The organism is Bacillus sp. WC2503 (assembly GCF_052682895.1).
In genome coordinates this window covers 1250905-1277586 of the sequence record NZ_JBQYMD010000001.1, presented here as the reverse complement: position 1 = coordinate 1277586, position 26682 = coordinate 1250905, and the positions used below count along the sequence as shown (strand labels likewise).

The following is a 26682-nucleotide window of genomic DNA, read 5'->3' as shown; positions in this document are numbered from 1 at the left end:
TTTCCTTTTGTCTATATGCTATAAATATGACGCTAAAACATTCGCTATTCTTGCTAAAAACCAATCCCATTTACTAATTTCCTCAAAATCCTGTTCAGAAAATTGTTTTGATTTATGAAAATCCTCCTTTAATCGACTCCATACGTCAGCAACAACTGTTTTGTCATATATGAGACAGTTAGATTCGCAATTTAAATAAAAACTTCTATTATCAAAATTTGCTGTACCGATATCAACAATTTCTCCATCAATGATCGTTACTTTCCCATGAAAAAATCCATTGCGATATTGATAAATTTCCGCTCCAGCATGTAACATGTCTTTCAAATACGGATAAGCAGCTTGTTTTAACAATACGGCATCACTTTTAAATGGCACGAGAATTTTTACATTAACACCGCGATGTAATGCATCTTTTAACTCTTTCATCATTTCTTTACTTGGTACAAAATAAGGTGTAGCAATTATTAAAGACTTTTTAGACTGCTTTATAAGCACCCCATATTTCTGCCATAAACCTTTTCCATTTGAAAACAAATATTGATATTTTACATTTCCTTTTGCAGGTACACTTTCATGTGCAGGCATTTTTTCCCCGGTATCTTCTTTCCAATCTTTAGCAAATTTTCTTTCCATATCAGTTGCACCATTCCCATTGATACGTACATGATAATCACGCCATGGACCAAATTTCGGATTTTGTCCAAGGTATTCCTTTCCGATATTAAAACCACCGACGTATGATACCTTTCCATCTATCGTAACAATGCGTCTATGATTTCGTTGATGCAAAGAATAGAATATACTTTTCAGTTTAGGTTTTTTACTAAATGTAAACTGGACACCTTTTCTTTTTAATTGATTCAGTATCTTTTTCTTCAGCTTATATCCACCTATACGGTCGACTGACAACTTCACTTCTACCCCGCTAGATGCTTTTTTCTCTAATAACTGTAAAAACTCTCTGCTTATTTCATCTTTACCTACAATATAAAAATGAATATATATATACTTTTCCGCATTGTTTATATCCTCAAATAATCTCCTATATAACTCTTCTCCGTTCGTATATAGTTGAAATTCGCCTAATCGAACTTGTCCTAATTCATATTCACTAGCCATTTTTTTCCCCATTTCCACATCGATGTTCATCCATATGAATACACCTATAAAAAAAAGGATTAGAGCGAAAAAGTGCTTCATGGATAATTTCCTTTCTCCACTTACTGTTATTCCTATATCTTCCCTTTTTTTATACATAATCATTCAAGAAAAAATGTCCTTACATGATATATGTCCATATCAAACAACAGCTCATTTGCATATTGTATGTTGTATCTTAAAATAAAAGGAGGAAATAACAATGGGCTTCGCACATGGTAATGGATTTGCGCTTTTAGTCGTATTATTTATCCTCTTAATCATCGTCGGTGCTGCTTGCTTCTGCTAAGTAGTTATTGTCATATGATATGTGGATGAAAAAACTATAAAAGCGGACACCTATTTTTAGGTGTCCGCTTTTTATTTTAAAACCATTATCGTTTGTTATGGTAACCTTAACGGCTATATATTCAATTCAAAAAGTTAACAATGTGGCTACTTTCTTACTCTCTGCCTTACGAATATTACGTTGTTCCGCACGTAATACAGCAATACGATGTAATTCTTTCTCTTCTTCTGTTTCAGGAATAACTCGTGGTACAGGAACTGGATTATTTTCCTTACTAAGTGCAACAAATGTAACAAATGACGTTGCAGCTATACGCTTTTCACCTGAAATTAAGTCTTCAGCCACTACCTTCACAAAAACTTCCATTGAAGTTCTTCCCGTCCAAATTACAAAGGATTCATAACTAACGCAATCAGATGAACGAACAGGATGTAAGAAATCAACCCAATCCATAGACGCTGTGACACATTCTTTTCTTGCATGTCTCGTTGCTGAAATAGAAGCAACCATATCCATCTCCGCTAATATTTTTCCACCAAATAGTGTATTATGATCATTTAAATCCGTTGGAAATACTCGGCTCGTTTTAAACACTCTAGACTCATTAGCTGTTTTCCCCTTTACTTCAGTCATTGTTATCACTCCTTTGATTAATTATCCTGCTATTTGCGGGTAGTAAGACTCCCAGAAGAAATTAGGTGGAAGTCGGGCTGTCCGTATACTTTCAATGAGTTCAACTAACCATGTACTTGTTCACTACACTAAGTGAACTACACATTTAATATTAACAACATTCAGAACTTTTAGTCCATAAAAAAGAACCGATGTTATCAATCGGCTCCTCTAAATACATATTGTTCTTTCGGCTGCTCAACTTTATTCCATTTCGTTACTTCTAAAACAGGAATATTTGCATGGAACGGCTGATAAAACTCAGTTGTTATTTCTCCTTCGACTTGAATCCAGTCATCATTATTCCACTCTACCCCTTCTGGTTTTTTCACTAACATACCATATACACCAGAATCTGCTACACAGTGTATAATACCGAAACGGAATAAGAAGTATTGTTCTTTTTTAGAAGAATCATCTCTGAATACAAACCCTTTAAAAGATAATTTTTTCCCAGTAAACTCGCCAGGATAGTTATAAATCGTCTCCATACCCTTTAAGAAATCTTCATCTTTTAAAGTAATACTGTCTTTCGTAACAAACTCTTTCTTCCCTTTTTCCATTACACCACGGTATCCTTCTTTCCCGTAATAAATGCTCGTATCAGGTCTTAGAAATTGCCTTGTCATAAATGGATCTTTACTTTCTGCTTGCGCTACTGGAAAATGGAATCCCTTCGCCTTAACAATATCGGAATCTAATGTTGCAATTGGGAAAAACAATCCTGTAATGATTGGAAAACAGAATAATGTGTAAGAAAACACTTTTTTCCACCATGTATTCTCATCTTTCGAATGATCATGCCCGCAGTGACTATGATCGCAACCACAATTGTGCTGATCTTTTTCTTTTTGATGTTCTTTTTGGAAAACGATAATAATTTGAACAATCGTTAAAAACCCTAAAATAATGGCTGCTGTTGTTGATAAATAAGCATACTTCATATTGATATATTTCGTAATATTACCTGAAATATGAAGCTGTGCAATTAATATTGTGAAACCTAATAATATATATGCTCGAAACATAACCTACCACCCCATCGCATAAATGAGTAGTGAGCTTGCATAAACAACAAGAGTAACTGTAACTGTAACGACAATTACAAATTTTGTTTTAAATGTCGCAAGCATCATAAACATATTTTTAATATCCACCATCGGTCCATATACGAGAAACGCGACGAGTGATGCTGTTGAAAATGTACTTTGGAATGACGAAGCAATAAATGCATCTGCTTCTGAACAAAGTGATAATATAAAGGCAAGTCCCATCATTACAGCTGATGAAGAAAACGGCCCTTGTCCGATAGCAAGAAGTGTTGAAGTTTGTACAAACGTTTGAACCGCTGCTGCAATTAACGCACCTAGTACTAAGTATTTTCCCATTGAGAAGAATTCCTCAACTGCGTGCGTACATACCTCCCACATTTTTTTACGTAACGGACGCTTATGATTCACTTCTGGGAAGTGATCGTCTCGTAATTGATGTTCTTTAAACATAAATGATAATATAATTCCAACGATAATTGCTACGATAATCGCTACAATAGAACGATACCATACCATGTGCATACTACTTCCAAAAGCGACATATGTAGCAAATAGTACAACCGGATTAATAATCGGTCCAGTTAACATAAATGCAATCCCTGCGTATGGCGGAACGCCTTTTCCGATTAACCGTCTTACAATCGGAACAATTCCACATTCACATCCTGGAAACATCATGCCTAAAAAAGTAGCTAATAAAACTGACAGAAATCGGTTCTTCGGCATCCATTTTGCCACCATATCTTCTGTCACAAACATTTGAATGAATCCTGAAATAAATACACCAATTAGCACAAACGGAAGTGCCTCGATTAATATTGAGATAAAAATTGTATTCATTTGCAGGAATGCTTTCGGTAATTGAAACAATTCCATGATGTATTTCCTCCAACTTTTCTTTAACAATATGTAATTTTAACCCCATTTTATTAATTGGACAAGGCTTATACGGAATTCATAACCTTCATACACATTACATTTCACATGTTATATTCTATTCCAAAATTGAGATTTCATAGCAAAAAAGCTGCTCTAGCGTAGTTTTACAACTATGCTAGAGCAGCTTTTTTATTGTTAAAAGTAACGTTTCTTCCAAAAAACAAATGCCAATGTGAACGATAAAGTTACACATATAATGAGTACAATTACAAAACCATACGCTTCACCTTCAAATGGAACCTTTACGTTCATTCCAAAGAAACTAGAAACCATTGTTGGTAAAGATAAAATAATTGTAATAGACGTTAACAGTTTCATAACACTATTTAAATTATTTGATATAACGGAACTAAATGTATTCATCATTCCACTTAAAATGTGACTATATATTTCCGCCATTTCAATAGCCTGTTTATTTTCAATTAATACATCTTCTAATAGATCTTGATCGTCTTCATACATTTTTAAAAATGTACTGTTTCGCATTAATTTTTGAATTACAATTTTATTAGCCTTTAGTGATGTTGTAAAGTAAACTAAACTTTTTTCAAGGCCTAACAATGTAAAAATTTCTTTGTTTTTCATTGATTTATTTAATTGGTGCTCTAAATCGATTGTTTTTCGATTTATTTGCTTTAAGTATCTTAAATAATAAGTAGAAATCGTATATAAGAGCTGCAGTGCAAAGCGTGTCTTTTTAAACGTATAAAATTCTTTAATACGTTGATTAATAAAACGTTCAAAAATTGGATTCTCTTCTAAACAAATTGTAACGAAACAATCTGGCATTACAATCATACCTATTGGAATCGTGTCATAAATCGAATTCCCCTCTTCATCATGCCTAACTGTCGGAATATCGACGATGATTAAGGTATTATTGTCTTCCTTTTCAATACGAGAGCGTTCTTCATCATCCAAAGGGTCTTTAATGAAATCTAAGTCTACATTTAAAGTTTGTACTAAATACTGAATTTCTTCTTCAGTTGGATGAAGTACATTAATCCAGCAACCCTTTTGCATTTCCTCAATCTCTTGTAGTTTTCCGTTTCGGTCTGTTAAATACATATTTAACATACTATCACCCCGATTCTTTTTACATGTAGGAATCTACCTCTCTTACATAACAGTTTTTGAACCGCCATTCTCAGCATATGAAACATACGTTTAAATTTCAATAGAAAAATTATTTTGAAAACGCTTTTACGTGAAAAATATTATAAACGTAGAAAAAGACAGAGGATTCTCTGCCTTAAAAAGCTTATGTTGCCTTTATAACATATTTAGAAAGCATCCACAAGTTAAAACCAACTGAAATCGTATAGCCAGCGTAAGTTGAAATGATAAAACTTACATAATCGAAATACGGAAGCAATACAATATTTAATATTATCTTTACAATAATTCCGATTACTAAACCTAATACTGTTTTCTGTTGTTGATTAATTCCTTGCAGCATGGCAGCCGTTACAGTAAAGAGTGAAAATAGTATACACGCAGGAGCATAATATTGTAGAATAACACTCCCTATCTCCGGATCATTCCCCGTACTAAACAAAAGCGTATATATTGGTTTTGCTAACACCATCATTCCAATCGCCGCTGGTACCGTAATCCCTACTACTAATAGATTCGTCTTTGTAAAATGTTTATATAGTAACTTCGTATTCCCTGCTGTATAAGCTTTCGTCATCTCTGGAACGAGAGACATACTAAAAGCAGTCGCAACTGAAACTGGGATAAGTACAACCATTTGAACAAGACCAATAATCGCATTGATTTTTTCCGCTTCTCCTTGCATATATCCAATTTGTATAAGTAGTTTATTAATTGTAAATGTATCTATAGTCTGATACAAAGGAATAGCTAAACCAACCACGACGAAAGGAATAGAATATGTAAAGAGCTCCTTATACAACGAGAAGAAAGATTTCGTCGTTTGCGGTATACTTGCCATCTCTTTTTTCTTTAAATGCCTTCTCCTTCTTACATAATACGCAGTTAAAACAGCTAATCCACCTATTGCTCCCATGAAAGCACCAAACGTTGAAATACCAACTGCTAGCGATACAGAAGCTTTTAAAACATATAATACGACAAAACTTCCTATCAATATAGTTAAGACCCGAAAGAATTGCTCTACAACTACACTTAATGCAGAAGGTCCCATCGACTGAAATCCTTGAAAGAAGCCTCTTAATAAACTCATTACTGGTACAAGTATTAACGCAAAACTTACAATTTGAATGTTAGTAGCGACAGCAGTTACACTATTCCCCGTTTGATCACTTCCATCAACTACAAGTTCAGCTAAATGCGGGGCTAATACATACAGTGTGACACACGATACAACTCCCATTATTAACATAAAAACGATACCACTCTTTAGTACTCTTTTAACTGTATGATAATCATTTAGTTGATCATATTTTGATACCATCTTTGAAACAGCGAGCGGTAACCCCATCGTCGCTATACTCAGCATAATCGTATAAGGACGATATGCATACGCGTATAGAACGTACCCACTCGTACCAACCATTGCTGTAAATGGTATAATATATATAAACCCTAACATTTTAGATATCATCGTTGCCATCGTTAAAAATATCGTTCCACGTATAAACGGTGACCCTTTCATCACATTCCTCCGCTACGCTTTATTATTACACATTATGGACAACTCCTTTTGTTTAGAACCGAAACAAATAAAAAAGCCAATGAATCATCATTGACTTTAACGTGTTGTTTTTTTCTTTTTCAAATACTTTAAACCGAAGTATAGTGCAATAAAGAGCACAGCTCCTATAATTATGTAATGTGTATAATCAGATGCATACTCTTTAATATGACGCCAATTCCCACCAAGTTTTTCACCTAAGTATATAAATAGAATTGACCATGGAATAATCGCTACAACCGTATAAAGTGTAAATAGTTTTAATGGCATCTTAGCTAGTCCTGCTGGAATAGAGATCGCATGACGTACTACTGGAATAAAGCGTGCAGAAAATATTACGCCTGCTCCGTAACGTTTAAACCAACCTTCCGCTATGTCTAAATGGTGTTTATTAATAAGTAGATATTTCCCATATTTCTCTACAACCGGACGCCCTCCGTAGTATCCAAGCCAGTATAAAAAGATTTGCGCTAAAGTACCACCAATCGTTCCGGCGATAACTGCCCCCACAAAACTAATTTTACCATCCGCTACTAAAAAGCCAGCATACGAAAGTACAATTTCACTTGGGATTACTTCAATCATTAAAGCAAGAGCTACTCCAAAGTACCCTAAGCTTGCAAAAAATTGCAATAACTGATCTATTATATTTGCTAACATGTTCTTTTCTATCTCCTTTTTTCTTCACATACCATCCCATTATCACATAAAGATTGCAATCTGCCAATATCTTCATTTTAACAATATGTACAATTCAAGCAGCATTAATCTATTATTTTTTCTTTCTGTGGGTCTTTCATATAAGCAAACATTTCTTTAATTTGCTCTTCTGTATTTCTAGCAATTGATAAATCCGGCAATTCATCTTCACCAAAAAACTCTATTTCTTCTGTTTCAATACTAACCTTCTTTTCCCCACCAACAATATTACAACCAATAAAAATCTTATATACATGCGTTGCTGAAGGCGATGGTTGATGCTTTTCTTGATCAAATATAGCTAGTAGCTTAAAACGATCTACTTCATATCCTGTCTCTTCGAAAACCTCTTTTGCTGCTACTTCTGTTGGCGTATAACCAACATCAGCCCATCCACCTGGAAATGCCCATTTCCCATCACTTTTTTCCTTCACAAATAATAGCTTTTCATTTTGACAAATAACTGCTCGTATATCAACTTTTGGTGTTTGATAGCCCGTCTCACTTGCAAATAGTTTCGCTACTACTTCCCAATCTGTTTTTGTGTAATGTGACATCATCGAAATCGAAATGTCTCGTAATTGTTGGAAACGTTCTATATCGTACACATCTTTAGAATACGTTAAACCCGCTTGGGCTATAGATTGTATTTGTTTTACCCAATCAATCCATTTAATCGTCATCTCTACACAACCCCATTCTCTATCAAATACATATCATTTCACTTTTTTGGTACACCTTTATTATACAAAAAAAGAGATTGATAATGTTCCAATCTCTTTCAAAATTAATCCAATTCATGTAAGTGGTCTTGTATATACTTCCTTCTTTTATTTATATATTCATAAATCATATCAGCCTCTTGATCAAACGTTTCTAATTTTTCTTTCATATATGGATCTTGTAGTAAATATGGACGAATCAATTCACACAACGCTTCTACTTTCGGCCTCATAAACGAAACTGTAAATTGGTCTTCTAATATTTCTTCTAAAATACTTCGATACTGCTTTCTAAATACAGGTATGTCTAACAATCTTGCACTTAACGTGTTATACCCTTGAATGCGAATATATTCATGATTAAGCGGTCTCCCTTGTACATCTCGCCCCCAAGTTGCATCATAATCCCACGGTATAACTTCAAATAAATTTGTCTCATCGTTATGGTATAGTGCATAGTTATGAACGAAACCGTCAAAGTTTTGCGTGAAAATTACTCCAGCTAACCATCGTAAATATTTATCTACATGTAGAAACTTCCCAATTTCTTTTTCATAATCTTCCCTCGACAAAGTATTCGCTTGAAATACAAATTCACTTAGTTGTTCTTCACTATTTTTATTCGAATATTTAAATTCATAACCCGCAAAGAGCTCTGTCTTAACATCTTTATCTCGCTCACTCATTAATGAAAAATTCGCATCATCATCTATCGCATAATAAATAGAACCACTCGGTAATCCTCTATTTTTCAAAAAGTTTTCATCAACTGATTCTAACTGTAAATATACACCTTGAATTTGACCATTGATTTTTATAAATACATGTTGTGATTTTGGCGAAAGTACACCAATATCATGAAAAAAATCTAAAGATAATTTATTTCGTATGAGTGACGGATCCATAAACTCAGAATTCAAATGAAACTCTTTCGCGCCTTGAAATTTTTTCGGTTTATAAAATACAACATGATAAGACTTTTTCTCAAATTCGCGAATATGAGCACCCCGGTATACGATATCAATGTCATACTTCTTTTTTCCATAAGTTAATTTTGCTGGCACTGGACTATCTGACCAAATATCTTTTTTCAATTCCACTAAGTACATTGGATGAACAAAAAAATCATATGAAGGCAGCATGTTTTCTCATCCCTTCTCAGTTCTCTTCATTCAATGTATGCGCCTTGTCTTGTCCATACATCCGCTATCATCTATTTATATAAAATTACACTCTTGTCCTGTTCAGAACGTCGTCATATCTCATATCATGTTAAGGAAAAAGAATACCTTTTCACTTTAATACATGATAAGGAGGATTTCTATGAAACGTGATATTAGAAAAGCTGTTGAAGAAATCAAAAGTGCTGGGATGGAGGATTTCTTACATCAAGATCCAAGTACTTTTGAGTGCGATGATGATAAATTCTCTCATCATAAATGTACTACAGGATGTAAATGCACTACAGGAGGTAGATGTCCAAGAACAAGATGTACTCGCGTGAAACATTGTACGTTCGTTACAAAATGTACGCACGTAAAAAAATGGACATTTGTTACGAAATGTACTCGTGTTCGTGTTCAAAAATGGACATTCGTTACGAAAGTGACGCGTAGAAAAGAATGCGTTTTAGTTACAAAACGTACTCGTAGAAAACATTGTACTTTCGTTACAAAATGCATACGCTTTGAAAAGAAATTTTACTGGACAAAACGAAGTTTCTGTAAAAAATGCGAATTCTTCCCTCACGGACACGGTCACTCTTGCGATGATTCATGTGATCACGGTAGAGACTGTCACGATGACGGACACAAATGGAATGATTGCAAAGATAGCAGACACAAGTCTTCTTCTTGCAAGAATAAAAAATTCGATCACTTCTGGTATAAAAAACGTAATTGCTAGTTTTTTATGTCCACCAAAAAAGGCCGCGTTGCGGCCTTTTTTACGTTTACTGAAAATGACTTATATCTGCAAATTGTTTTACTTTACCAAGATCTTCATCAAATTCAATTACACTAAGACTCGCGCTATGCATAAATGGCTCTCCCCATACATGTTCAATTTCAAGACCTGCAAAATGTCCTACAAGTAGTTTCGCTGCTGCAGCATGAGTAACTATTAAAATGTTTTCTCCTTTATGCTTTTCTAAAAGAAAGTGTATCCCTTCAATTACTCTTTTATAAACGGCCGCAAAGTTTTCCCCTGATGTTGACTGAAAAAGATGTGGTTCATTCCAAAATAAATGTACTTCTTCTGGATATTGCATTTCCAAATCAGCAATTGTTTGCCCTTCCCATATCCCCATATTTATTTCATAGAAACGTTCATCTTCTATAATTGGAATATCGCGTTCCCCTTTAATCAATTCAGCAGTATGACGTGTTCTTTCGCTTGGACTACTATATATGGCATGGAGTGGTAAATCCTTCATACGCTCCCCTAATTGTTTCGCTTGTAACATACCATTTTCAGTTAAAGCTGAATTTTTCCGTCCTTGCATTCGCTTCGCTACATTCCATTCTGTTTCACCATGCCTTGTTACATATACAGTTGTTTTCATTTCCCATTCCCCCTTATCAATTTGGTCGTAATTCCCATGGTTCTATTTGCCCCACAATCCATTCATTGCAATTACTTTCAATCCCATTAATTACTCCATCTGATATTTCTTGATGAGTAAGCCACCTTCCGAATGTATCTTCTAAAATAAAACCTAATATAATTCTATGATACAGGCAAAGCGTACCACCTATTTTCCCTGCATTCATACGCGATGCTTTACTGCCTAAAATATGAAATAAACTGTATGTCTCTGACGAAAATTCTATCTCCTTACAAATGAGTGATAACGCATACTTTGCACTTGAATGTATCCATGCCACAACTAATGTTATGGGACCATTTCTCTCAATTGTACCTTTAATAGCTATCTTTACTTCGTCATTATTATGATAATCTAACGGAAGGCATGTGATATTTTCTGGTGCAGAACTTGCTCGCTTCACATATTCTAATTTCACTTCATCTCGTCCAATAATAGAAACATGGAATCCTTGCTCACAAAGCCACATAGAAACTTTCTTTAACATCCCTGTTCCCCCGATTACAAGTGCATGCAAATGCTCTTCCTCCCTAGTAAAATGTCATATGTGGTTTTTCTTCCCTATAATAATTTAGACGGTCTTGCAGTGTCCCTGAATGAAACTCGAACTTGTGACCGTCAGGATCAACAAAATATATAGACTCACAATCTCTCACATTACGTTCTCTTCCTTGTAAAATATGAACATTATTTTCTTCTAACCGATGTAACAGGCGTTCAAAATCTTTTTGTTCAACAGAAAATGCGAGGTGCGTATAAGATTGATGAATCTCCTTTCTTGGAATATGTGCCTCTTCGTTCAGTGCTATCCATACTCCACATATATTGAAATATGCAAGTTTTCTCCCTTTAACTAATAGTTCTCCTTCTAACACTCTTTCATAAAACAGAATAGAGTTTTCTAAATTTGATACTGAAAAACAAAGATGATTGATTCCTTTCAACACTCCACGTTCCTCCTTAAACAAACAAAAGATGAGCGAAAATTCACTCATCTTTTATTATACTATTTCTTTGTAATATATGCCCATTTATAACTGAAGTCGCCACCGAACGTATGGTTAGCAATACCATTTACATACGTCTTCTCTAAGTAAGCTGTACTTTGTTGGTACGTAGGAGAGATTGCAACATCTTGACCAATTAAGATTTTTTCAGCTTCTGCAAGTGCTTTCCAGCGTGCTGCGTCATCTTTTAGTAGTTCTCCTTTTGATTTCGCTACTAAATCATCATACTTCGGATTTGAATAATCCATTTCATTAAATGAACTTCCAGTAACGAACATATCAATATATGTCATTGGGTCTGGATAATCTGGACTCCATGCAGATAATGAGAATTCATATTGAAATTTCTTTTCTAAATCTAACTTCTGCTTATATGGTTGTTGCTTCAAATTCACTTTAATACCTGGTAAGTTTTTCTCTAATTCTTCTTTAATAAAGTCGCCCACTTTTTTACGACTACCGTTATCATCATTTAGTAATTCTACTGTAATTGTATCTTGACCAAGTTCTTTCTTCGCTTCTTCCCACAGTTTTTTTGCTTTCGCAGCATTATCTTTACTGTCACGGAAATTTTTATTTACAGTACGGAAGTCTTTTCCATCTGGTCCTGTCGTAAACTTTTCAGGTACTAAGAAATACGCTGGCAATGATCCATCATTCAAAATTACATCCGCAATTCCTTTTTTATCGTACGCTAAATCAATCGCCTCACGAACCTTTTGATTTTTAAACGTTGCATTTTTTTGATTAAAACGTAGGAAATACATACGTGGGTCTAGCTTCGTTTTAAATTCATCTGGTTTATTCTTTTTATATTTGTCTACAAACTCAGAACTTAAAATGACACGGTCTGCTTGATCACTATCATATAAATTTACCCCAGTACTTGTCTCTTTTACTATACCCACATTAATTTCTTGTAATTTTACAGCATCTTTATCCCAATAATTTGGGTTTTTCTTTAACTGGTAACTTTGTTCATGTTTCCATTCACTCATTGTAAATGGTCCATTGTACAATAATTTATCTGCTTCTAATCCGTATTTATCCCCTTGTTCTTTTACATACTTTTCATTTAATGGGAAGAATGTAGGGAACGAAGTAAGCTCAAGGAAATAAGGTGCTGGTTGCTCTAATTCTACTACCAACGTTTTATCATCCTTCGCTTTAACACCTAATTGATCCGACGGTACTTCTCCTTTATTTACTTTCTGTGCATTTTTCACATCAAATAAAATAAATGCATATTCTGCTGCTATTGCTTTATCTAATGTACGTTGCCATGCATATACAAAATCTTGCGCTCGAACTGGATCACCATTTGACCATTTTGCATCACGTAATTCAAATGTATATGTCTTTTTATCTTCACTAATCTTCACATCTTTGGCCATACCTGGAGTTGGTTTATTATCTTTATCTAGACGATATAATCCTTCCATTGCATTTACAAATACACGGAAAGATACAGAATCTGTTGATTTAGATGTATCCATTGAAGGAATTTCAGCTGTTTCTAGCAAATTTAAAACTTGTTTATCTGCCATTCCCTTACTTGATTCTTTCTTCGTTGTCGAAGCCTTCTCCCCATTCCCACATCCCGCAACCAGTACACTAGTCGATAACGCAAGTGCAGCAATTGTTGTTGTCTTTCTTTTCATTCTTCCTTCCCCCAATCTATATGTATAAGTTAAAACTTGTATAATATATTTTATTATACAAAAGATTCTGATTATTTTAAATATTTATTTTCATAAAAAGAAAAAAAGCGGTCAGAAATTGCTTTCCCTCCGCTTTGTTGAATAGTATTTACTTGTAAGCCATCCTCTATATCAAATGGATTTTGAACTTTAAATATTTCCTCCATTATTTTCAAAAACTCTTCTTCATTTTTAGATTCACCGTTAATCGTAAGTGAATATGGTTCCACTTCTCCCAATTTATAATCAACAATAAATTGAATTGTCACCTTTTTCCTTGGCATCTCAGGACTCTCCCCCTGAAATTCTACTAATTCTAATCCTTCCGTTCCACGATAGTATATCCATCCTGAATTTTGAAAATAATTTTCGAACGATTCACCAATTGAAAAGACTGGATATTCATAAAGCGAGCTTGTACGAACTTTTTGAATAATATCCTGATCAGTTGGGAAAAAGAAATGACTGAACAAAATACTAGCAACTGCTAACATTGTAACGATCGTTGCTCCCATTTTACTCGTTCCTCCACTATCACGAATGAGATAATTTTCAACCGATTCATCTTTAATTTCACGTGCCTTTATGCGGTATATACGTCTTTCTGCAAATTGATAATATAATCCATTCGCAAAAATCCCTAGCCCGAATAAGATAAAAACGAGTAATAAAAACGTAAGAGGCACCATATTAATGATTGGCAATGCTACGTTGAAGCCCATATAATATGAAAACGCATCACACACTACTAATAACAGTATAAATAGTGCAGCAGGTAAATAATACTTACGATAGCCAAGCCAACCTACATTAAAAATAGCAGCCCAACCATTCCAGCTCCATTTTGCAATTCGCTTATTTTCAAGCTCCCATTTTTTTTTGTAGTACGGATATTGTCTCCCTACATATTCTTCTAATTCTTTGTCTATTAGCGAGCTTCCTTCACCTTGTTTATTATGCAGTTTTTGCTGACAGTTTGCACAATTTAACTGTTCATTCGCACAAGGTTGCCCACAATTTATACATTCCAAAACAATCCCTCTTTCCATTCATACTTCATTTCAAAATACCTTCGTGTTTTAACAGCCACTCTTTCCTCCATAAACCACCCGCATACCCTACAAGCTTTCCACTCTTTCCTATTACACGGTGACACGGAACGATAATTGAAATGGGATTACGACTGTTTGCTCCTCCTATTGCTCGTACAGCTTTCGTATTACCAACTTTCTCCGCAATATCTAAATATGAAGCACTTACGCCATAAGGAATAGTGTAGAGCGCATCCCATACATTTTTTTGAAATGATGTTCCCTCTGCAGACAGTGGTACAGTAAACTCTTTTCTTTTTCCTTTAAAATATTCATCTAGCTCATTTATACATTGATCTATCATTTCATTTGTATTTTCTTCTTGTCGTTCATCAACAAATATAACAGACGTAATGCCTTCTTCGTTCGCTGTAATTTCTAGCAAACCTAATTCACTTTTATAATAAGCCTGGTACATATGTCATCCTCCAATTCAGTTCATATTAGTCATTGTAACACGAATAGACAAAATTTTTCGTATAAGCGTTTTATTAGAGAAACAAAAAAGAGAATGGTAAAATATAAGAAAATTCAATCAAGGAGGCTATTTGATGCATTCCAAACTTTTTTCACCCTACACAATTAAGGATGTTACACTAAAAAACCGTATCGTCATGTCGCCTATGTGTATGTATTCTTCGGAAAATGAGGATGGAAAAGTAACGAATTTCCACCTCGTTCATTATGGAACTAGGGCTGCCGGTCAAGTCGGTTTAGTTATGATTGAAGCAACAGCTGTGTTACCTGAAGGTCGCATTTCTAACAAAGATTTAGGTATTTGGGACGACAGTCTAATTGAAGGATTACATACAGCGACAACTTTTATACATGATAATGGTGCAAAAGCTGCCATTCAACTCGCTCACGCCGGAAGAAAAGCTGAGTTAGAAACAGATGCGTTAGCACCTTCAGCAATTCCATTTAATGAAACAATGAAAATACCACTGGAAATGAGTAAAGAGCAAATTAAAGACACCGCACTAGCTTTTCAGAAGGCTGCACTGCGTTCAAAACAAGCTGGATTTGACGTTATTGAAATACACGGCGCTCACGGTTATCTAATTAACGAATTTCTTTCTCCACTTTCCAATAAACGAACGGATGAATATGGCGGTTCATCTGAAAACCGCTATCGTTTCTTACGTGAAATCATCGAATCTATAAATGAAGTTTGGGACGGACCGTTATTTGTTCGTATTTCAGCAAATGATTATCATCCTGACGGGCTAACCGTTCAAGATTACGTTCAGTATTCAAAATGGATGAAAGAACAAGGAGTAGATTTAATCGATTGTAGTTCTGGTGCAGTTGTACCGACACATATTGATGTTTATCCTGGTTACCAAGTACAATATGCTAAACATATTAAAGAACATGCTAACATTGCAACTGGGGCAGTTGGATTGATTACGACTGGGGCACAGGCAGAGCAAATATTAAATAATAACGAAGCAGATTTAATTTTTATCGGACGTGAGTTACTTCGCAATCCGTACTTCCCAAGAATAGCGGCAAATGAACTTGGTTTTGAATTGCAAGAACCGTATCAATATAAGCGGGCTCCTGGGAAAATCAATATGAATAAATAAAACCGAGAAGCCATTCTTCTCGGTTTTATTTATTCTATCGTTGTAATTTCATTTGAATTATAAATGTGGAGACCAGATTCTTCTCGCAGCGCAGTTATATACATCCCTTTCGCCACATCTTTAGCTGAAATTGGTTTATACTTTTTGAAAGCCCCTTTAAATATAAAAGGAATAATTCGAGTTAACTTTTCAGCCATTCGTTCACCAAAACGAAACTCTTGTCGATTTCCAACTAATAAAGACGGCCTAAAAATATGAATACCACCAATCACTAACTTTTGCAATTCCTCTTCCATTTTCCCTTTTACTTGTGAATAAAAGAAAAATGATTTAGGATTTGCTCCCATCGAAGACACAACAAGGAAGTTTTGCACCCCTTGCTTTTCAGCTAAACAAGCAGCTCGTAACGTATATTCATAATCTACTTTTTTGAAATTCGCCTTTGTTTTTGCTTTTTTTATTGTTGTTCCTAGACAACTAAAAACATCATCTACTGCAAAAAATTCTTTATATTCTTCTAATGCCGAATAATCTACTTTCTTCTGCTGTAACTTCTCATGTTGCCATTGCATTGGTTCTCTTACAAAAATAGTAACCGAATCGTAGTAATCTGATTCAAGTAATAGACGCGTTATCTCTTGTCCAACTAAACCACTTGCACCAAGTACTAACGCTGTTCGCTTATTCATATATGCATATACCTCTTATTTTACTTTTCTCTCCTTCAGTGACATGCAACTTTTAGGAGTTTCCTTCTTTTTATTTTACCATAAGTAAAGCACTATGCGTATGCATAGTGCTTTACTTACTCTTTTTTCTTTTCTTTCTCTGGTAATTTCGTTATCGTTGATGCATTCCCTAAATTACTTATTAAGCGTCTTAAAAAGATTAAAACGAAAGATAATGGCAATACTACCGCTAATATCAATAAGATAGCTTCCATTAAATATCCCAAGCGCTCATCCCCCTCTTCACCTTCCTTTCAAATATATGAAAGCAGCGTTGTCACATATGCATGCATTCACAAAAATAATACATCTATATTTGACAACTTTATAACAAAATCAAATCGTAATGATTATTATTTATTGCAACTTTATGAAAGATGTATTATACTAAGTTCGCAAACTAAAACGTAATTATTCCGTTTTGTATTAAAATGATATTTTTCTTCTATAATTGAAGATATATCCGTAAAAAAAGAAAAGAGGAGAACTTCATGCCTAAAAGATTGACTATATTTTCATTCTTACTTATTTTCACTTTAATTTTTACTGGCTGCTCAAATAAAAAAGAAGGTACTGCCAAGAAAGATGGAAAGCTAACTGTTTATACAACCATCTTCCCTCTTGCAGATTTCGCAAAAAAAATTGGTGGCGACTATGTAACAGTAGAAGCAATTTACCCTCCTGGTGCCGATTCACATACATTTGAACCGAGTCAAAAACAAACAGTACAAGTTGCAAAAGCCGATTTATTCGTTTATAACGGTGCTGAATTAGAACCATTTGCTGAGAAGATGGAAAAAACATTACAAAAAGAAAATGTTAAAATTGTAAATGCATCAAAAGGAATTAAACTTCGTGCTTCTTCTGAAGAAGAACATCACGATCACGGAGATGGTCATAAAGAAGATGATCACCATCATGATAAAGACCCGCATGTTTGGATAGACCCTACTCTTGCGATGAAACAAGCTGAAAAAATCAAAAATGCTCTTGTGGAATTACAACCTGACCATAAACAAGAATTCGAGAAAAACTTTGCAGCACTTCAAACTAAATTTACCGATTTAGACGATCAATTTAAAGCTGCTGTAGCAAATGCGAAAACGAAAGAAATTTTAGTTTCTCATGCTGCTTATGGTTATTGGGAACAACGCTATGGTTTAAAACAGATTCCTATCGCCGGAATTTCAGCTTCTGATGAGCCATCTCAAAAAGAGCTTGCTGACATTACAAAAACAGTAAAAGAACACGGTCTAAAATATATTTTATTTGAAACTTTCTCTACGCCAAAAGTCGCATCAGTTATTCAAAAAGAAACTGGTACAACAGTTTTACGCTTAAATCACCTTGCTACTATTTCTGAAGATGATGCGAAGAACAATAAAGATTACTTTACTTTAATGGAAGAAAACGTAAACACATTGAAAGAAGCAACAAACTAATTTACTATATTTTCTAAGCAGCTGAATCTATTGTTCAGCTGCCTTTTTATGTATGTATCCTTGACTTGACCAAAATAACAAGTAAAATTATCCATATTAGCTTTAAGCTATACTCTTTTAGAAGGTGAGTTGGAATTATGAATCTTCACATTTGTGAAGTAACAGCAAAAAATTGGCGTTCAGTAGCTGCTTTAAACGTCGCAAAAAACCAGCAGCAATTTATTGAAAGTAATGCGTTTTCTTTAGCAGAATCATTATATGAAGGAAACGGGACGTCAGTAGGTTTATATGATGGAGAAACACTTGTTGGATACGCAATGTACGGTTGGTATTCAAAAAAACACGAAAGCATCTGGTTAGATCGTTTTATGATTGACCAACAACATCAAGGAAAAGGATACGCAAAGCGTTTCCTTCGCTTACTCATTCAATTTTTACAACAACAATTTACATGTAAAATAATTTACTTAAGTTTACATCCGGGCAACAAACTTGCCATGGGCCTATATGAATCATTTGGTTTCCATTTAAACGGGGATATTGATGATGAGGGTCCAGTTGTAGGTGTTGTAATGGAGTTACTAATAAACGAAAACACAAGCCTGTGAAAACAGGCTTGTTATTATATATTTATCAATGTTATTTTCTATTTTCCGTTTCTTTCCCTTATGTGTTTCGTTATTGAAATCTAGTACAATCTCAATAGAATGCTCATATAAAAATAAGCCTGCAGTTGACGCAGACTTATTTCACACACTCCCCAAAATGTTCTTGGAACCATTCTTTATTAATATCTTTACCGATAAATACGACTTCACTTACTCGCTTTTCACCCTCTTGCCACTCTCTATCATACGAAGCAGCAAATAATGTATGTACACCTTGGAACACGATACGTTTATCTACTCCATCGATAGATAAAATCCCTTTATAACGATATAAATACTCCCCTAGCTCTTGCACGACAGCTGACATCCACTCATTTAGTTTTTGTAAATCTAACGGACGCTCTTCACGTAGTACAAATGATTTTACACCTTCTAAATGATTATGCTCTTTATGAGGATAAATTTGTAACGTATCTTTCGTTTTAAACGTTTGAATTTGTAATAATGATGGTATATCTACCTCACAGTTAGTTGCCTCGATTAACTTTGCAGTGGGGTTAATACCTTGCAGTTCATGCAAAAGATTTTCCTTTTCACTTTCTTCAATTAAATCTAATTTATTCACCAACACTACATCAGCAAATGCAATTTGTTCCTTTGCTTCTAGTCCCTTTTCAAAATGTTTATGTATATGGTAACTATCTACTACCGTTACAACGCCATTAATTTGGTATGCAGATTGAATAACAGGATCTAAAAAAAATGTTTGAATAATCGGGCCTGGATTTGCAAGACCTGTTGTTTCAATTACTAAGCCTTCAAAGTCCATTTTCCCTTCTGCTTTTACGTCCAGTAATTGTTTTAACGCAACGAGTAAATCTTCACGTACAGTACAGCATAGACAACCGTTAGTCATTTCCATAATTTCTTCTTCAACATTCATAATCAACTGATTATCGATACCAATTTGTCCTATTTCATTTACAATCACCGCTAATTTCTTACCGTGATTTTCTGATAAAATACGATTTAATAAAGTCGTTTTCCCTGATCCAAGAAAACCAGTTAATATTGTTACTGGAATCATCCCTTACATCTCCTTATAGCTATATGTGTCTACATTATAGCATATAGAGAAAATCGTTTTTGTAGCAAAACATATTTATTGTTTGTACGCTCCTCAAACTATATAATAATATGTAGTAAGAAAGCCTTTTCAAAATAATAATCATACATCAAGGGGGTACTTATAATGGAACGAGTTCAAATGGCCGAAACACTAGAATTTTCTCGTATTATTCAAGGATTTTGGCGTTTAGCAGAATGGAATATGACGAAACAAGAGTTACTTTCTTTCATTGAAGAATGCATGGATATGGGGATTACTACTTTCGATCACGCTGATATTTATGGCGGATATACGTGTGAAGGGCTGTTTGGAGAAGCTTTACAACTAAAGCCTTCCTTACGAGAAAACATGCAAATTGTTACCAAGTGTGGAATCGCTCCCCCATCACCAAAATTTCCAGAGCGATATGTTGCTCACTACAATACAAGTACTGAACATATCATAAAGAGCGCGGAGGATTCATTACAAAACTTACATACAGATTATATTGATGTATTACTCATCCATCGTCCTGATCCATTTATGGATCCAAATGAAGTGGCAGAAGCGTTCTCACGCTTAAAACAAGAAGGAAAGGTTCGTCACTTCGGTGTATCTAACTTTTTACCTTCACAGTTTCATATGTTAAGTTCATATTTAGATTTCCCGCTCATTACAAATCAAATCGAGGTATCTGCGCTGCAGCTTGAGCACTTTGAAAAAGGTACGATTAATTTATGCCAAGAAAAACGAATCAATCCAATGATTTGGTCACCTCTTGCTGGTGGCGAAATCTTTACCGGTCAAACTGAACGTGCAGTACGTGTACGTGAAACTGTACAAAAAGTTGCTAATGAGCTAGGTGTTACTAGCATCGATACGGTTATGTATGCATGGCTACTTGCTCATCCAGCTAACATGATGCCAATCGTTGGCTCTGGGAAATTAGATCGTATAAAAACGGCCGCTCTTGCTACAAAAGTTAACTTAGATCGTCAACAATGGTTTACAATTTTTGAAAGCTCTAACGGTCATCCTGTACCATAATATGAAAAAGAAGAGCTGTTTCTTTACAGCTCTTCTTTTTCATATGTATTTCTAGTCATTGCAAATACACACATGTCCCTTAATCCATTTTCATCTACCGCAACACTGGCACTTTCTAAAATACCCTCTAATTTAAAACCTAATTTCTCAGGTATCGCTCTACTCTTTTTATTTAGAGCATCACAACGAATTTCTACGCGGTTTGCTTTCAGTTCAGAAAAAGCATAATCCGTTATACCTTTCGCAGCCTCTACCATATAGCCTTTTCCACTAAATCTCGAATCAATCCAATATCCGATTTCAAATTGAGGTATATCCCAATTAATACGATGTAATCCGGCAGATGCAATAAATTCACCTGTTTCTTTCGAAAATACTAGTAACCTTAAATCCTCACGTTGCAAAAATTGAATATGTGATTTTCTAATACTTTCTTCTACTTCTTGCTCTGTTTGCTCTTTTTGTGCAAACACCATCCAAGGTTTTAGTTCTTGTATTGAAGCTTGAATTGCATCGTATACAACTTTACCATCTCCTGGTTTCGGCATTCGAATAAAAAGCCTGTCAGTATAAAATTCAGAAGGAAAATCGAATAATAACGGTTTCACTGTAAACACTCCCTATTTTTCTTTTATATATAATAATATCCATCTCAAGTTATATAGTAAAGAATTTTCTGAATTAAAAACTTTTTACTCATTCACTTCCACCGCTACACGAACTCCAGACTCAATCGCACCTTGAATCCATCCGTGATATAACGTTGTATGATCTCCAGCAAAGAATATTTTCCCCTCTGGCTTTACAATCGCTGGTTGTAGCTCAGATTCTTGACCGGCTTGAAAAAGAGCAAATCCTCCAAGTGCATATGGATCCAATGTCCAACTTTTTGATATTCCAGACATAAATTCATCATATACTTGACCACCTAATATCGTTGCTAAGTTGTGTAATGTGTAATAAATACGATCACCCTTCGATAACCCATCCCATAGCAACGCATCATAAGACCATGTATAGCTTCCTAACATCATAGCTGGTCCTTTCTGTCCAATTCCATGGCTTGGATAATAGGCGTAACGAATTGGCAAATCTGTTATAATTCTGCCACCTAATTGCCCTTGTTCTTCCCAAAATCGACTTTTAAATTGAATGCCTATTTTCGTCGCAGGCATATAATGCAATTCACGAATTGCTTTCCACTTTTCATGAGATATAGAGTCAAATGGATCTACTTCCACAAAACGCATTGTCGAAAACGGAATTGTAACAATAACTAAATCCCCTGTAATACTACTATATTCAAAAGTTTCCTCGTTTCGATAGAAAGCTGTCACACCGTTATCGTGTTGATGTAGCTTCATTAATTTTTGATTATAAATAATATTTTCTTCTAATTGCGGTAAAAAAGATTTTGGTAATCTATCGTTTCCACCTATTATTTCACAAAATCCGCTCTCCTCTTGCATAATGTATAAAAAACGTAACGTCTCAACGAATGACCTTTCTAAAAAACCTTCTAAATCTAATAAAACACCAATCATCTCAATCGTTATTGGTGAAAAATACGTATTATATTGATAAGGATGGTACTTTAAAAATTGTCCTGTAGAGTATCTTCCAAAATCCTTTACTACAACATCCCAATTTTTCTCTGGGTTCTTTTTTATAAAATTTATAATGGGCTGTACCGCTAACAATAATAGTTCCTCAGACGTTTTCCCAACTTCATTCATTTCCACAGGATATCTTAAAATACTTGGATCTTTTTCATATTGTTTTAATGTCGTTTTCCGACCATTTACGTAGATGATATCTGTCTCATTCCTATTAATAAAAGGACTCACCTGTAACCCAAACTTTCTTATATATGCCATCGTTAACGTGTGCGAATATGGAATTCTCATCGCCCCAACATCTAAATATAATCCGGTATCTTCCATTCTAACTGTCTCTATGCGGCCGCCTACACGATTGTTTGCTTCAAAAATCTTCACTTCATGTCCTGCAGCCTTTAATAAAGATGCCGAAACTAATCCAGCCATGCCTGCCCCTACTACAATAATTTGTTTCGGACGTGTCGTCTTATTCAATCCCTTATTTATAACTTGTAACGTTTCATCCATCTTAGTGTTATACATTAAGTCTTTCTGCACAATTCCACCCCTTACTTCATAAAGTGAAACTATAATCAGTGGGGTGTTCTTCCCCCACTGATTATTAGTTGAACCAATCGGGCTTTTATGGGCAGTTAATCTCCCACCTAACTTCATTGCTCCAGCCCAATTTTGAGGTGGGAGTTTTACTGCCCGTTAATGCGGGATAAAATGCGCATTAGTGGTTTAGTGCATTTTATTCATAAATCCCCATAAACATAACACCATTGCAATTTGAATATTCACTAAAAGTACATAAGAGACAGATCTCACATTTCTTTATGCTTCGTATAATATAGCAACTCAACGAAGGAGTGGTTGAAAATGAAACAGATTTATGATTACGACGCTACAAAAAAACATCTAGAATTAAAGAAACAAAACTTATGTAAAAAACTTAGCAATAAGAGACTATCTGAAAAAGAACGTGAACAGCTAAAACATGAAATTGACAACTATGAATATATTTTAAACTTAGTCGAAATGAATCATTATGAACGGGGATTTTCTCGTTGAAAGCGGATATAATATTATCCGCTTTTCATTTTGAGCATTTCATTACGCATTTTTCGTAAGTAAATATATAATAGGATGTACATTAAGATTGAGAGGTATATTCTATGATCAAATTAAGTGTATTAGACCAATCACCTATTTCAGATGGTAGCACAGCAACCCAAGCTATTTCACATACAGTTACGCTTGCACAAGAAGTAGAAAAACTCGGATTCACACGTTTTTGGGTATCCGAGCATCATAATTCCGTAAGCTTAGCTGGTTCAAGTCCAGAAATACTTATTTCTCATATTGCAGCGAAAACGGGACATATTAGAGTTGGTTCGGGTGGTGTTATGTTACCGCATTATAGCCCATATAAAGTTGCCGAGAATTTCCGCGTTTTAGAAGCACTTTATCCAAACCGCATCGACCTTGGTGTTGGTAGAGCACCTGGTGGTATGCCAATAGCAACTCGTGCACTACAAGAAGGAAAAATGGTCTCACTTGATCAATACCCAGAACAAGTTGCAGATGTTGCAATGTATTTACATGATCAAGTACCAGAAAATCATCATTATGCAAATTTAAAGGCTACTCCAGTTATTCCAACATCACCTGAAATGTGGATGCTCGGTTCTAGCGGAGAGAGCGCTAAAATTGCGGCGCACAACGGAGCTTCTTTTGCATTTGCACAATTTATTAATGGCTTCGGAGGCCCAGAAGTTATGAGGGCTTACCAGGAACAATTTCAACCTTCCTATTTAGGAGATAAACCAAAATCAATTGTCGCGATTTTTGTTATTTGCGGAGAAACAAATGAAGAGGCAGAAAAAATTGCTTCTAGTTTAGATTTATCAATCTTATTACTAGAGCAAGGAAAACGAACAACTGGTACACCTTCTATCGAAACTGCTCAAAATTATTCATACAGTGCGTATGATTTATTCCGTATAAAAGAAAATCGTCAACGTATGATCGTAGGTGATCCGACTTCTGTGAAAGAAAAAATAGTAAATTTAAGTAAAGCGTACAATACTGACGAATTTATGGTTATCACGATTACTCATCAATTTGAACATAAATTAAATTCTTATCGCTTACTAGCAAATGCTTTTAATTTATAATTGTAAAAGGGAGATACATCAACGACGATGCATCTCCCTTTCTTACTACTTATTGTTTTTACTTCCTATATATTCAATAGCTTCTTTTAATAACTCATCAAAATGATTAGGATAATCATGATTTAAGTTAGGCACAATTTTATACTTATGTTCTATATTCTTATCTCTTAATAATCGTACAAATTGCTGCGTGCATTCGAAACAATCTTCATCTTGATCCCCGCATACTATATATCCCTTTATATGTTTATCCTGTAGTACTTCCAGCAACTCATTCCATTCTTCAATCTCTGGAAGCCACGGTGCCATAAAAATAAAACCATCTACATCTATATCTTTTTGTAAAATCGTAAGTAAAGCTACTCTTGCTCCAGCAGAAAAACCACCTATTATTACATTTTCTACTGTATGATTCTCTATAAATTTATCGTAATGCTCTTTTAATTCTTCTTTCCCTCTATGTATATCATCCCAAACAAACCCATCTGAAAATTGAATTTGCGAAGACTGTGGTAACGCTAACGTATAATCTTGTGTAATAACTGATTTCCAATATGGTTCTATTATTCCTATATTTTCTTGATCACCATGCATTGTAACTAGTAGATTTCCCTTTTCCTCGCTGTAAATATATTTCACATCTGCTCGTTCTGTTTTCTTTGCTACTTCTTCTCTTTCTTTACATAATTGAACCATTTTATGAAACTCTTCAAACTTATGTAGTGGTTTTAAATCGTCGTCGGAAATTAAATATTCATTTCCATACCAAAATCCATTCTCTATAATAGCTTCCTTCATTACATGCAAAGCTTCTTCTTCAAGTCCTGCTGCACTTGCTAGTGCATATTTAAAATTATATATTTGTGCCTCATTACCTATTACACCTTTAGCATGTTCCATTATATACGTATACGCTTCAAAACTTCCTTTATTTGCATAACAACGTAACGTTTCATTTAATAACTGGATGTAAGTCATACTATTTTTCATATACCAATCCCCCGAAACCGTTTATAATATTTATTTCTCGAACTTGTATATCATCCTTTGATCATGGTATGTACATTGTTATATTCAATAACTCAACCTAACCATACTTGATCCTCAGAATGATATTTAATAATTACCGTATGTATACGCATATTACATCACCTCTTCCTATCCAATACGTGTAGTATAAAACTAAATAGACAGAATAGTCAATATATTTTTAACCAAAAAAAGACAACAATATATTATTGTTGTTTTTTACATCTACCCGCTCTTTTGTTTTTTTCTATCCGGTTTACTTGAAACTAAATAATGTTTTTCTGAAATATATAAGTCTCTTTTTAATAGACGATTTAAGTACGGCCCTAGCTTCATTCCACATATAAGGCGATCTTCACTACCCTCAACAATTGGAAACATTTCTTTTTCTGTTACATATTGATCTACTGCCTTTTGTACGATATCAATTTCTTTAACTAGGTTTAAATTTTCTTCTGTATGTTCAAATACCTCAAGCGTTTCCTTCGTAATAAGAAAAACATTTGTCGGAAATACAGGCAAATACGGCTTTAACAAATCATAATTTACTGTATAATCATCATTTACTAATACTGTATATACGATATTAGCATTTGTCTCTAGAAACTTAGCCATCGCTTGTTCTAATTCATCTTTCGTAATTTCCCGTTCTTCTTTTCCAGTTCTGAAAAAGCGAAACATTGCATCGCCTCCCTTTTACTATATTATAGCATAAAAGAAAACTGAAAAATCACAA

General features: G+C 34.5%; 30 protein-coding genes. 8 read left to right on the top strand and 22 right to left on the bottom strand.

Annotated elements, in window-relative coordinates:
• Positions 1-18 precede the first annotated feature (18 nt).
• Positions 19-1203, bottom strand: a complete 1185-nt coding sequence (gene cls / locus ACUN26_RS06705) for a cardiolipin synthase (protein WP_033657373.1) — start codon at positions 1201-1203, stop codon at positions 19-21.
• A 160-nt stretch (positions 1204-1363) separates the two neighbouring features.
• Here cls and ACUN26_RS06700 point away from each other — a divergent pair, with 160 nt between their 5' ends.
• Complete coding sequence (locus tag ACUN26_RS06700; protein ID WP_000505094.1) at positions 1364-1450, top strand: YjcZ family sporulation protein; 87 nt, start codon at positions 1364-1366, stop codon at positions 1448-1450.
• A gap of 126 nt (positions 1451-1576) precedes the next feature.
• Here ACUN26_RS06700 and ACUN26_RS06695 read toward each other — a convergent pair whose 3' ends face one another.
• From ACUN26_RS06695 to cotH, 8 genes are all read right to left on the bottom strand, one after another.
• The gene (locus tag ACUN26_RS06695; RefSeq protein WP_000141169.1) at positions 1577-2083 is read right to left on the bottom strand and encodes an acyl-CoA thioesterase; all 507 of its coding nucleotides are present in this window, start codon (positions 2081-2083) and stop codon (positions 1577-1579) included.
• A 197-nt stretch (positions 2084-2280) separates the two neighbouring features.
• A complete protein-coding gene (locus ACUN26_RS06690) occupies positions 2281-3150 on the bottom strand; it encodes a TIGR03943 family putative permease subunit (RefSeq protein ID WP_000488051.1) in 870 nt (289 codons plus the stop codon).
• A gap of 3 nt (positions 3151-3153) precedes the next feature.
• A complete protein-coding gene (locus ACUN26_RS06685; protein ID WP_000418718.1) occupies positions 3154-4050 on the bottom strand; it encodes a permease in 897 nt (298 codons plus the stop codon).
• A gap of 198 nt (positions 4051-4248) precedes the next feature.
• Entirely contained in the window at positions 4249-5190 is a 942-nt protein-coding gene (locus ACUN26_RS06680; RefSeq protein WP_000933700.1) for a magnesium transporter CorA family protein, read from the bottom strand.
• Positions 5191-5374: 184 nt separating this feature from the next.
• Positions 5375-6754 (bottom strand): putative polysaccharide biosynthesis protein, encoded by a 1380-nt coding sequence (locus ACUN26_RS06675; protein ID WP_002038509.1) that lies wholly within the window; start codon positions 6752-6754, stop codon positions 5375-5377.
• 96 nt (positions 6755-6850) lie between these two features.
• On the bottom strand, positions 6851-7453 hold the full coding sequence (locus tag ACUN26_RS06670) for a DedA family protein (RefSeq protein ID WP_000880689.1): 603 nt from the start codon (positions 7451-7453) through the stop codon (positions 6851-6853).
• Between the two features lie 104 nt (positions 7454-7557).
• On the bottom strand, positions 7558-8175 hold the full coding sequence (locus ACUN26_RS06665; protein ID WP_000153577.1) for an NUDIX hydrolase: 618 nt from the start codon (positions 8173-8175) through the stop codon (positions 7558-7560).
• A gap of 104 nt (positions 8176-8279) precedes the next feature.
• Entirely contained in the window at positions 8280-9356 is a 1077-nt protein-coding gene (gene cotH, locus ACUN26_RS06660) for a spore coat protein CotH (RefSeq protein ID WP_000938007.1), read from the bottom strand.
• A 181-nt stretch (positions 9357-9537) separates the two neighbouring features.
• On the opposite strand from cotH, the gene exsB reads away from it, so the two are divergent.
• A complete protein-coding gene (exsB, locus tag ACUN26_RS06655) occupies positions 9538-10119 on the top strand; it encodes an exosporium protein ExsB (protein ID WP_000817491.1) in 582 nt (193 codons plus the stop codon).
• 46 nt (positions 10120-10165) lie between these two features.
• Here the strand turns inward: exsB and ACUN26_RS06650 are convergent, their stop codons facing one another.
• The 6 genes from ACUN26_RS06650 to ACUN26_RS06625 form a co-directional block, all read right to left on the bottom strand.
• Positions 10166-10777, bottom strand: coding sequence for a phosphoserine phosphatase 1 (locus ACUN26_RS06650; protein ID WP_000859191.1), 612 nt, complete (start codon positions 10775-10777; stop codon positions 10166-10168).
• Between the two features lie 16 nt (positions 10778-10793).
• Positions 10794-11336 carry a short-chain dehydrogenase gene (locus ACUN26_RS06645; protein WP_000543132.1) on the bottom strand — a complete coding sequence of 181 codons (543 nt, stop codon included), beginning with the start codon at positions 11334-11336 and terminating at the stop codon, positions 10794-10796.
• A 13-nt stretch (positions 11337-11349) separates the two neighbouring features.
• Complete coding sequence (gene fosB / locus ACUN26_RS06640; protein ID WP_000911701.1) at positions 11350-11766, bottom strand: FosBx1 family fosfomycin resistance bacillithiol transferase; 417 nt, start codon at positions 11764-11766, stop codon at positions 11350-11352.
• Positions 11767-11825: 59 nt separating this feature from the next.
• Positions 11826-13487 (bottom strand): peptide ABC transporter substrate-binding protein, encoded by a 1662-nt coding sequence (locus ACUN26_RS06635; RefSeq protein ID WP_000824261.1) that lies wholly within the window; start codon positions 13485-13487, stop codon positions 11826-11828.
• A gap of 71 nt (positions 13488-13558) precedes the next feature.
• Positions 13559-14557 carry a DUF2628 domain-containing protein gene (locus ACUN26_RS06630; RefSeq protein ID WP_000388939.1) on the bottom strand — a complete coding sequence of 333 codons (999 nt, stop codon included), beginning with the start codon at positions 14555-14557 and terminating at the stop codon, positions 13559-13561.
• A gap of 25 nt (positions 14558-14582) precedes the next feature.
• Positions 14583-15035 carry a methylated-DNA--[protein]-cysteine S-methyltransferase gene (locus ACUN26_RS06625; protein WP_000283917.1) on the bottom strand — a complete coding sequence of 151 codons (453 nt, stop codon included), beginning with the start codon at positions 15033-15035 and terminating at the stop codon, positions 14583-14585.
• A 133-nt stretch (positions 15036-15168) separates the two neighbouring features.
• Here ACUN26_RS06625 and namA point away from each other — a divergent pair, with 133 nt between their 5' ends.
• A complete protein-coding gene (namA, locus tag ACUN26_RS06620) occupies positions 15169-16206 on the top strand; it encodes an NADPH dehydrogenase NamA (protein WP_000555706.1) in 1038 nt (345 codons plus the stop codon).
• Between the two features lie 29 nt (positions 16207-16235).
• On the opposite strand, the gene ACUN26_RS06615 is transcribed toward namA, so the two are convergent.
• Positions 16236-16895, bottom strand: a complete 660-nt coding sequence (locus ACUN26_RS06615; RefSeq protein ID WP_001042745.1) for an oxidoreductase — start codon at positions 16893-16895, stop codon at positions 16236-16238.
• 116 nt (positions 16896-17011) lie between these two features.
• The gene (locus ACUN26_RS06610; RefSeq protein ID WP_000540935.1) at positions 17012-17161 is read right to left on the bottom strand and encodes a hypothetical protein; all 150 of its coding nucleotides are present in this window, start codon (positions 17159-17161) and stop codon (positions 17012-17014) included.
• A gap of 264 nt (positions 17162-17425) precedes the next feature.
• Here ACUN26_RS06610 and ACUN26_RS06605 point away from each other — a divergent pair, with 264 nt between their 5' ends.
• Both ACUN26_RS06605 and ACUN26_RS06600 read left to right on the top strand, forming a co-directional pair.
• Positions 17426-18376 (top strand): metal ABC transporter substrate-binding protein, encoded by a 951-nt coding sequence (locus ACUN26_RS06605; RefSeq protein WP_001126163.1) that lies wholly within the window; start codon positions 17426-17428, stop codon positions 18374-18376.
• A 137-nt stretch (positions 18377-18513) separates the two neighbouring features.
• Entirely contained in the window at positions 18514-18984 is a 471-nt protein-coding gene (locus ACUN26_RS06600; RefSeq protein WP_001048673.1) for a GNAT family N-acetyltransferase, read from the top strand.
• 136 nt (positions 18985-19120) lie between these two features.
• Here ACUN26_RS06600 and ACUN26_RS06595 read toward each other — a convergent pair whose 3' ends face one another.
• Positions 19121-20071, bottom strand: coding sequence for a CobW family GTP-binding protein (locus ACUN26_RS06595; protein WP_000613433.1), 951 nt, complete (start codon positions 20069-20071; stop codon positions 19121-19123).
• A 165-nt stretch (positions 20072-20236) separates the two neighbouring features.
• Here ACUN26_RS06595 and ACUN26_RS06590 point away from each other — a divergent pair, with 165 nt between their 5' ends.
• The gene (locus ACUN26_RS06590; RefSeq protein WP_000442807.1) at positions 20237-21139 is read left to right on the top strand and encodes an aldo/keto reductase; all 903 of its coding nucleotides are present in this window, start codon (positions 20237-20239) and stop codon (positions 21137-21139) included.
• A gap of 23 nt (positions 21140-21162) precedes the next feature.
• Here ACUN26_RS06590 and ACUN26_RS06585 read toward each other — a convergent pair whose 3' ends face one another.
• Complete coding sequence (locus tag ACUN26_RS06585; RefSeq protein ID WP_000803474.1) at positions 21163-21747, bottom strand: GNAT family N-acetyltransferase; 585 nt, start codon at positions 21745-21747, stop codon at positions 21163-21165.
• Positions 21748-21831: 84 nt separating this feature from the next.
• Positions 21832-23295, bottom strand: a complete 1464-nt coding sequence (locus tag ACUN26_RS06580; RefSeq protein WP_001168166.1) for a flavin monoamine oxidase family protein — start codon at positions 23293-23295, stop codon at positions 21832-21834.
• 324 nt (positions 23296-23619) lie between these two features.
• Here ACUN26_RS06580 and ACUN26_RS06575 point away from each other — a divergent pair, with 324 nt between their 5' ends.
• Complete coding sequence (locus ACUN26_RS06575) at positions 23620-23811, top strand: DUF3896 family protein (protein WP_000810136.1); 192 nt, start codon at positions 23620-23622, stop codon at positions 23809-23811.
• Positions 23812-23915: 104 nt separating this feature from the next.
• On the top strand, positions 23916-24917 hold the full coding sequence (locus ACUN26_RS06570) for an LLM class flavin-dependent oxidoreductase (RefSeq protein ID WP_000594073.1): 1002 nt from the start codon (positions 23916-23918) through the stop codon (positions 24915-24917).
• Between the two features lie 45 nt (positions 24918-24962).
• Here the strand turns inward: ACUN26_RS06570 and ACUN26_RS06565 are convergent, their stop codons facing one another.
• Both ACUN26_RS06565 and ACUN26_RS06560 read right to left on the bottom strand, forming a co-directional pair.
• Positions 24963-25907 carry an alpha/beta hydrolase gene (locus ACUN26_RS06565; RefSeq protein ID WP_000798330.1) on the bottom strand — a complete coding sequence of 315 codons (945 nt, stop codon included), beginning with the start codon at positions 25905-25907 and terminating at the stop codon, positions 24963-24965.
• 264 nt (positions 25908-26171) lie between these two features.
• The gene (locus ACUN26_RS06560; protein WP_000488204.1) at positions 26172-26627 is read right to left on the bottom strand and encodes a DUF3939 domain-containing protein; all 456 of its coding nucleotides are present in this window, start codon (positions 26625-26627) and stop codon (positions 26172-26174) included.
• Positions 26628-26682: the final 55 nt, after the last annotated feature.

What these genes read in the sequence shown, in the direction of transcription:
- cls (WP_033657373.1), bottom strand. Translation starts at nt 1,203, where the DNA reads ATGAAGCACTTTTTCGCTCTAATCCTTTTTTTTATAGGTGTATTCATA.
- ACUN26_RS06700 (WP_000505094.1), top strand. Translation starts at nt 1,364, where the DNA reads ATGGGCTTCGCACATGGTAATGGATTTGCGCTTTTAGTCGTATTATTT.
- ACUN26_RS06695 (WP_000141169.1), bottom strand. Translation starts at nt 2,083, where the DNA reads ATGACTGAAGTAAAGGGGAAAACAGCTAATGAGTCTAGAGTGTTTAAA.
- ACUN26_RS06690 (WP_000488051.1), bottom strand. Translation starts at nt 3,150, where the DNA reads ATGTTTCGAGCATATATATTATTAGGTTTCACAATATTAATTGCACAG.
- ACUN26_RS06685 (WP_000418718.1), bottom strand. Translation starts at nt 4,050, where the DNA reads ATGGAATTGTTTCAATTACCGAAAGCATTCCTGCAAATGAATACAATT.
- ACUN26_RS06680 (WP_000933700.1), bottom strand. Translation starts at nt 5,190, where the DNA reads ATGTTAAATATGTATTTAACAGACCGAAACGGAAAACTACAAGAGATT.
- ACUN26_RS06675 (WP_002038509.1), bottom strand. Translation starts at nt 6,754, where the DNA reads ATGAAAGGGTCACCGTTTATACGTGGAACGATATTTTTAACGATGGCA.
- ACUN26_RS06670 (WP_000880689.1), bottom strand. Translation starts at nt 7,453, where the DNA reads ATGTTAGCAAATATAATAGATCAGTTATTGCAATTTTTTGCAAGCTTA.
- ACUN26_RS06665 (WP_000153577.1), bottom strand. Translation starts at nt 8,175, where the DNA reads ATGACGATTAAATGGATTGATTGGGTAAAACAAATACAATCTATAGCC.
- cotH (WP_000938007.1), bottom strand. Translation starts at nt 9,356, where the DNA reads ATGCTGCCTTCATATGATTTTTTTGTTCATCCAATGTACTTAGTGGAA.
- exsB (WP_000817491.1), top strand. Translation starts at nt 9,538, where the DNA reads ATGAAACGTGATATTAGAAAAGCTGTTGAAGAAATCAAAAGTGCTGGG.
- ACUN26_RS06650 (WP_000859191.1), bottom strand. Translation starts at nt 10,777, where the DNA reads ATGAAAACAACTGTATATGTAACAAGGCATGGTGAAACAGAATGGAAT.
- ACUN26_RS06635 (WP_000824261.1), bottom strand. Translation starts at nt 13,487, where the DNA reads ATGAAAAGAAAGACAACAACAATTGCTGCACTTGCGTTATCGACTAGT.
- ACUN26_RS06625 (WP_000283917.1), bottom strand. Translation starts at nt 15,035, where the DNA reads ATGTACCAGGCTTATTATAAAAGTGAATTAGGTTTGCTAGAAATTACA.
- namA (WP_000555706.1), top strand. Translation starts at nt 15,169, where the DNA reads ATGCATTCCAAACTTTTTTCACCCTACACAATTAAGGATGTTACACTA.
- ACUN26_RS06615 (WP_001042745.1), bottom strand. Translation starts at nt 16,895, where the DNA reads ATGAATAAGCGAACAGCGTTAGTACTTGGTGCAAGTGGTTTAGTTGGA.
- ACUN26_RS06605 (WP_001126163.1), top strand. Translation starts at nt 17,426, where the DNA reads ATGCCTAAAAGATTGACTATATTTTCATTCTTACTTATTTTCACTTTA.
- ACUN26_RS06600 (WP_001048673.1), top strand. Translation starts at nt 18,514, where the DNA reads ATGAATCTTCACATTTGTGAAGTAACAGCAAAAAATTGGCGTTCAGTA.
- ACUN26_RS06595 (WP_000613433.1), bottom strand. Translation starts at nt 20,071, where the DNA reads ATGATTCCAGTAACAATATTAACTGGTTTTCTTGGATCAGGGAAAACG.
- ACUN26_RS06590 (WP_000442807.1), top strand. Translation starts at nt 20,237, where the DNA reads ATGGAACGAGTTCAAATGGCCGAAACACTAGAATTTTCTCGTATTATT.
- ACUN26_RS06575 (WP_000810136.1), top strand. Translation starts at nt 23,620, where the DNA reads ATGAAACAGATTTATGATTACGACGCTACAAAAAAACATCTAGAATTA.
- ACUN26_RS06570 (WP_000594073.1), top strand. Translation starts at nt 23,916, where the DNA reads ATGATCAAATTAAGTGTATTAGACCAATCACCTATTTCAGATGGTAGC.
- ACUN26_RS06565 (WP_000798330.1), bottom strand. Translation starts at nt 25,907, where the DNA reads ATGAAAAATAGTATGACTTACATCCAGTTATTAAATGAAACGTTACGT.
- ACUN26_RS06560 (WP_000488204.1), bottom strand. Translation starts at nt 26,627, where the DNA reads ATGTTTCGCTTTTTCAGAACTGGAAAAGAAGAACGGGAAATTACGAAA.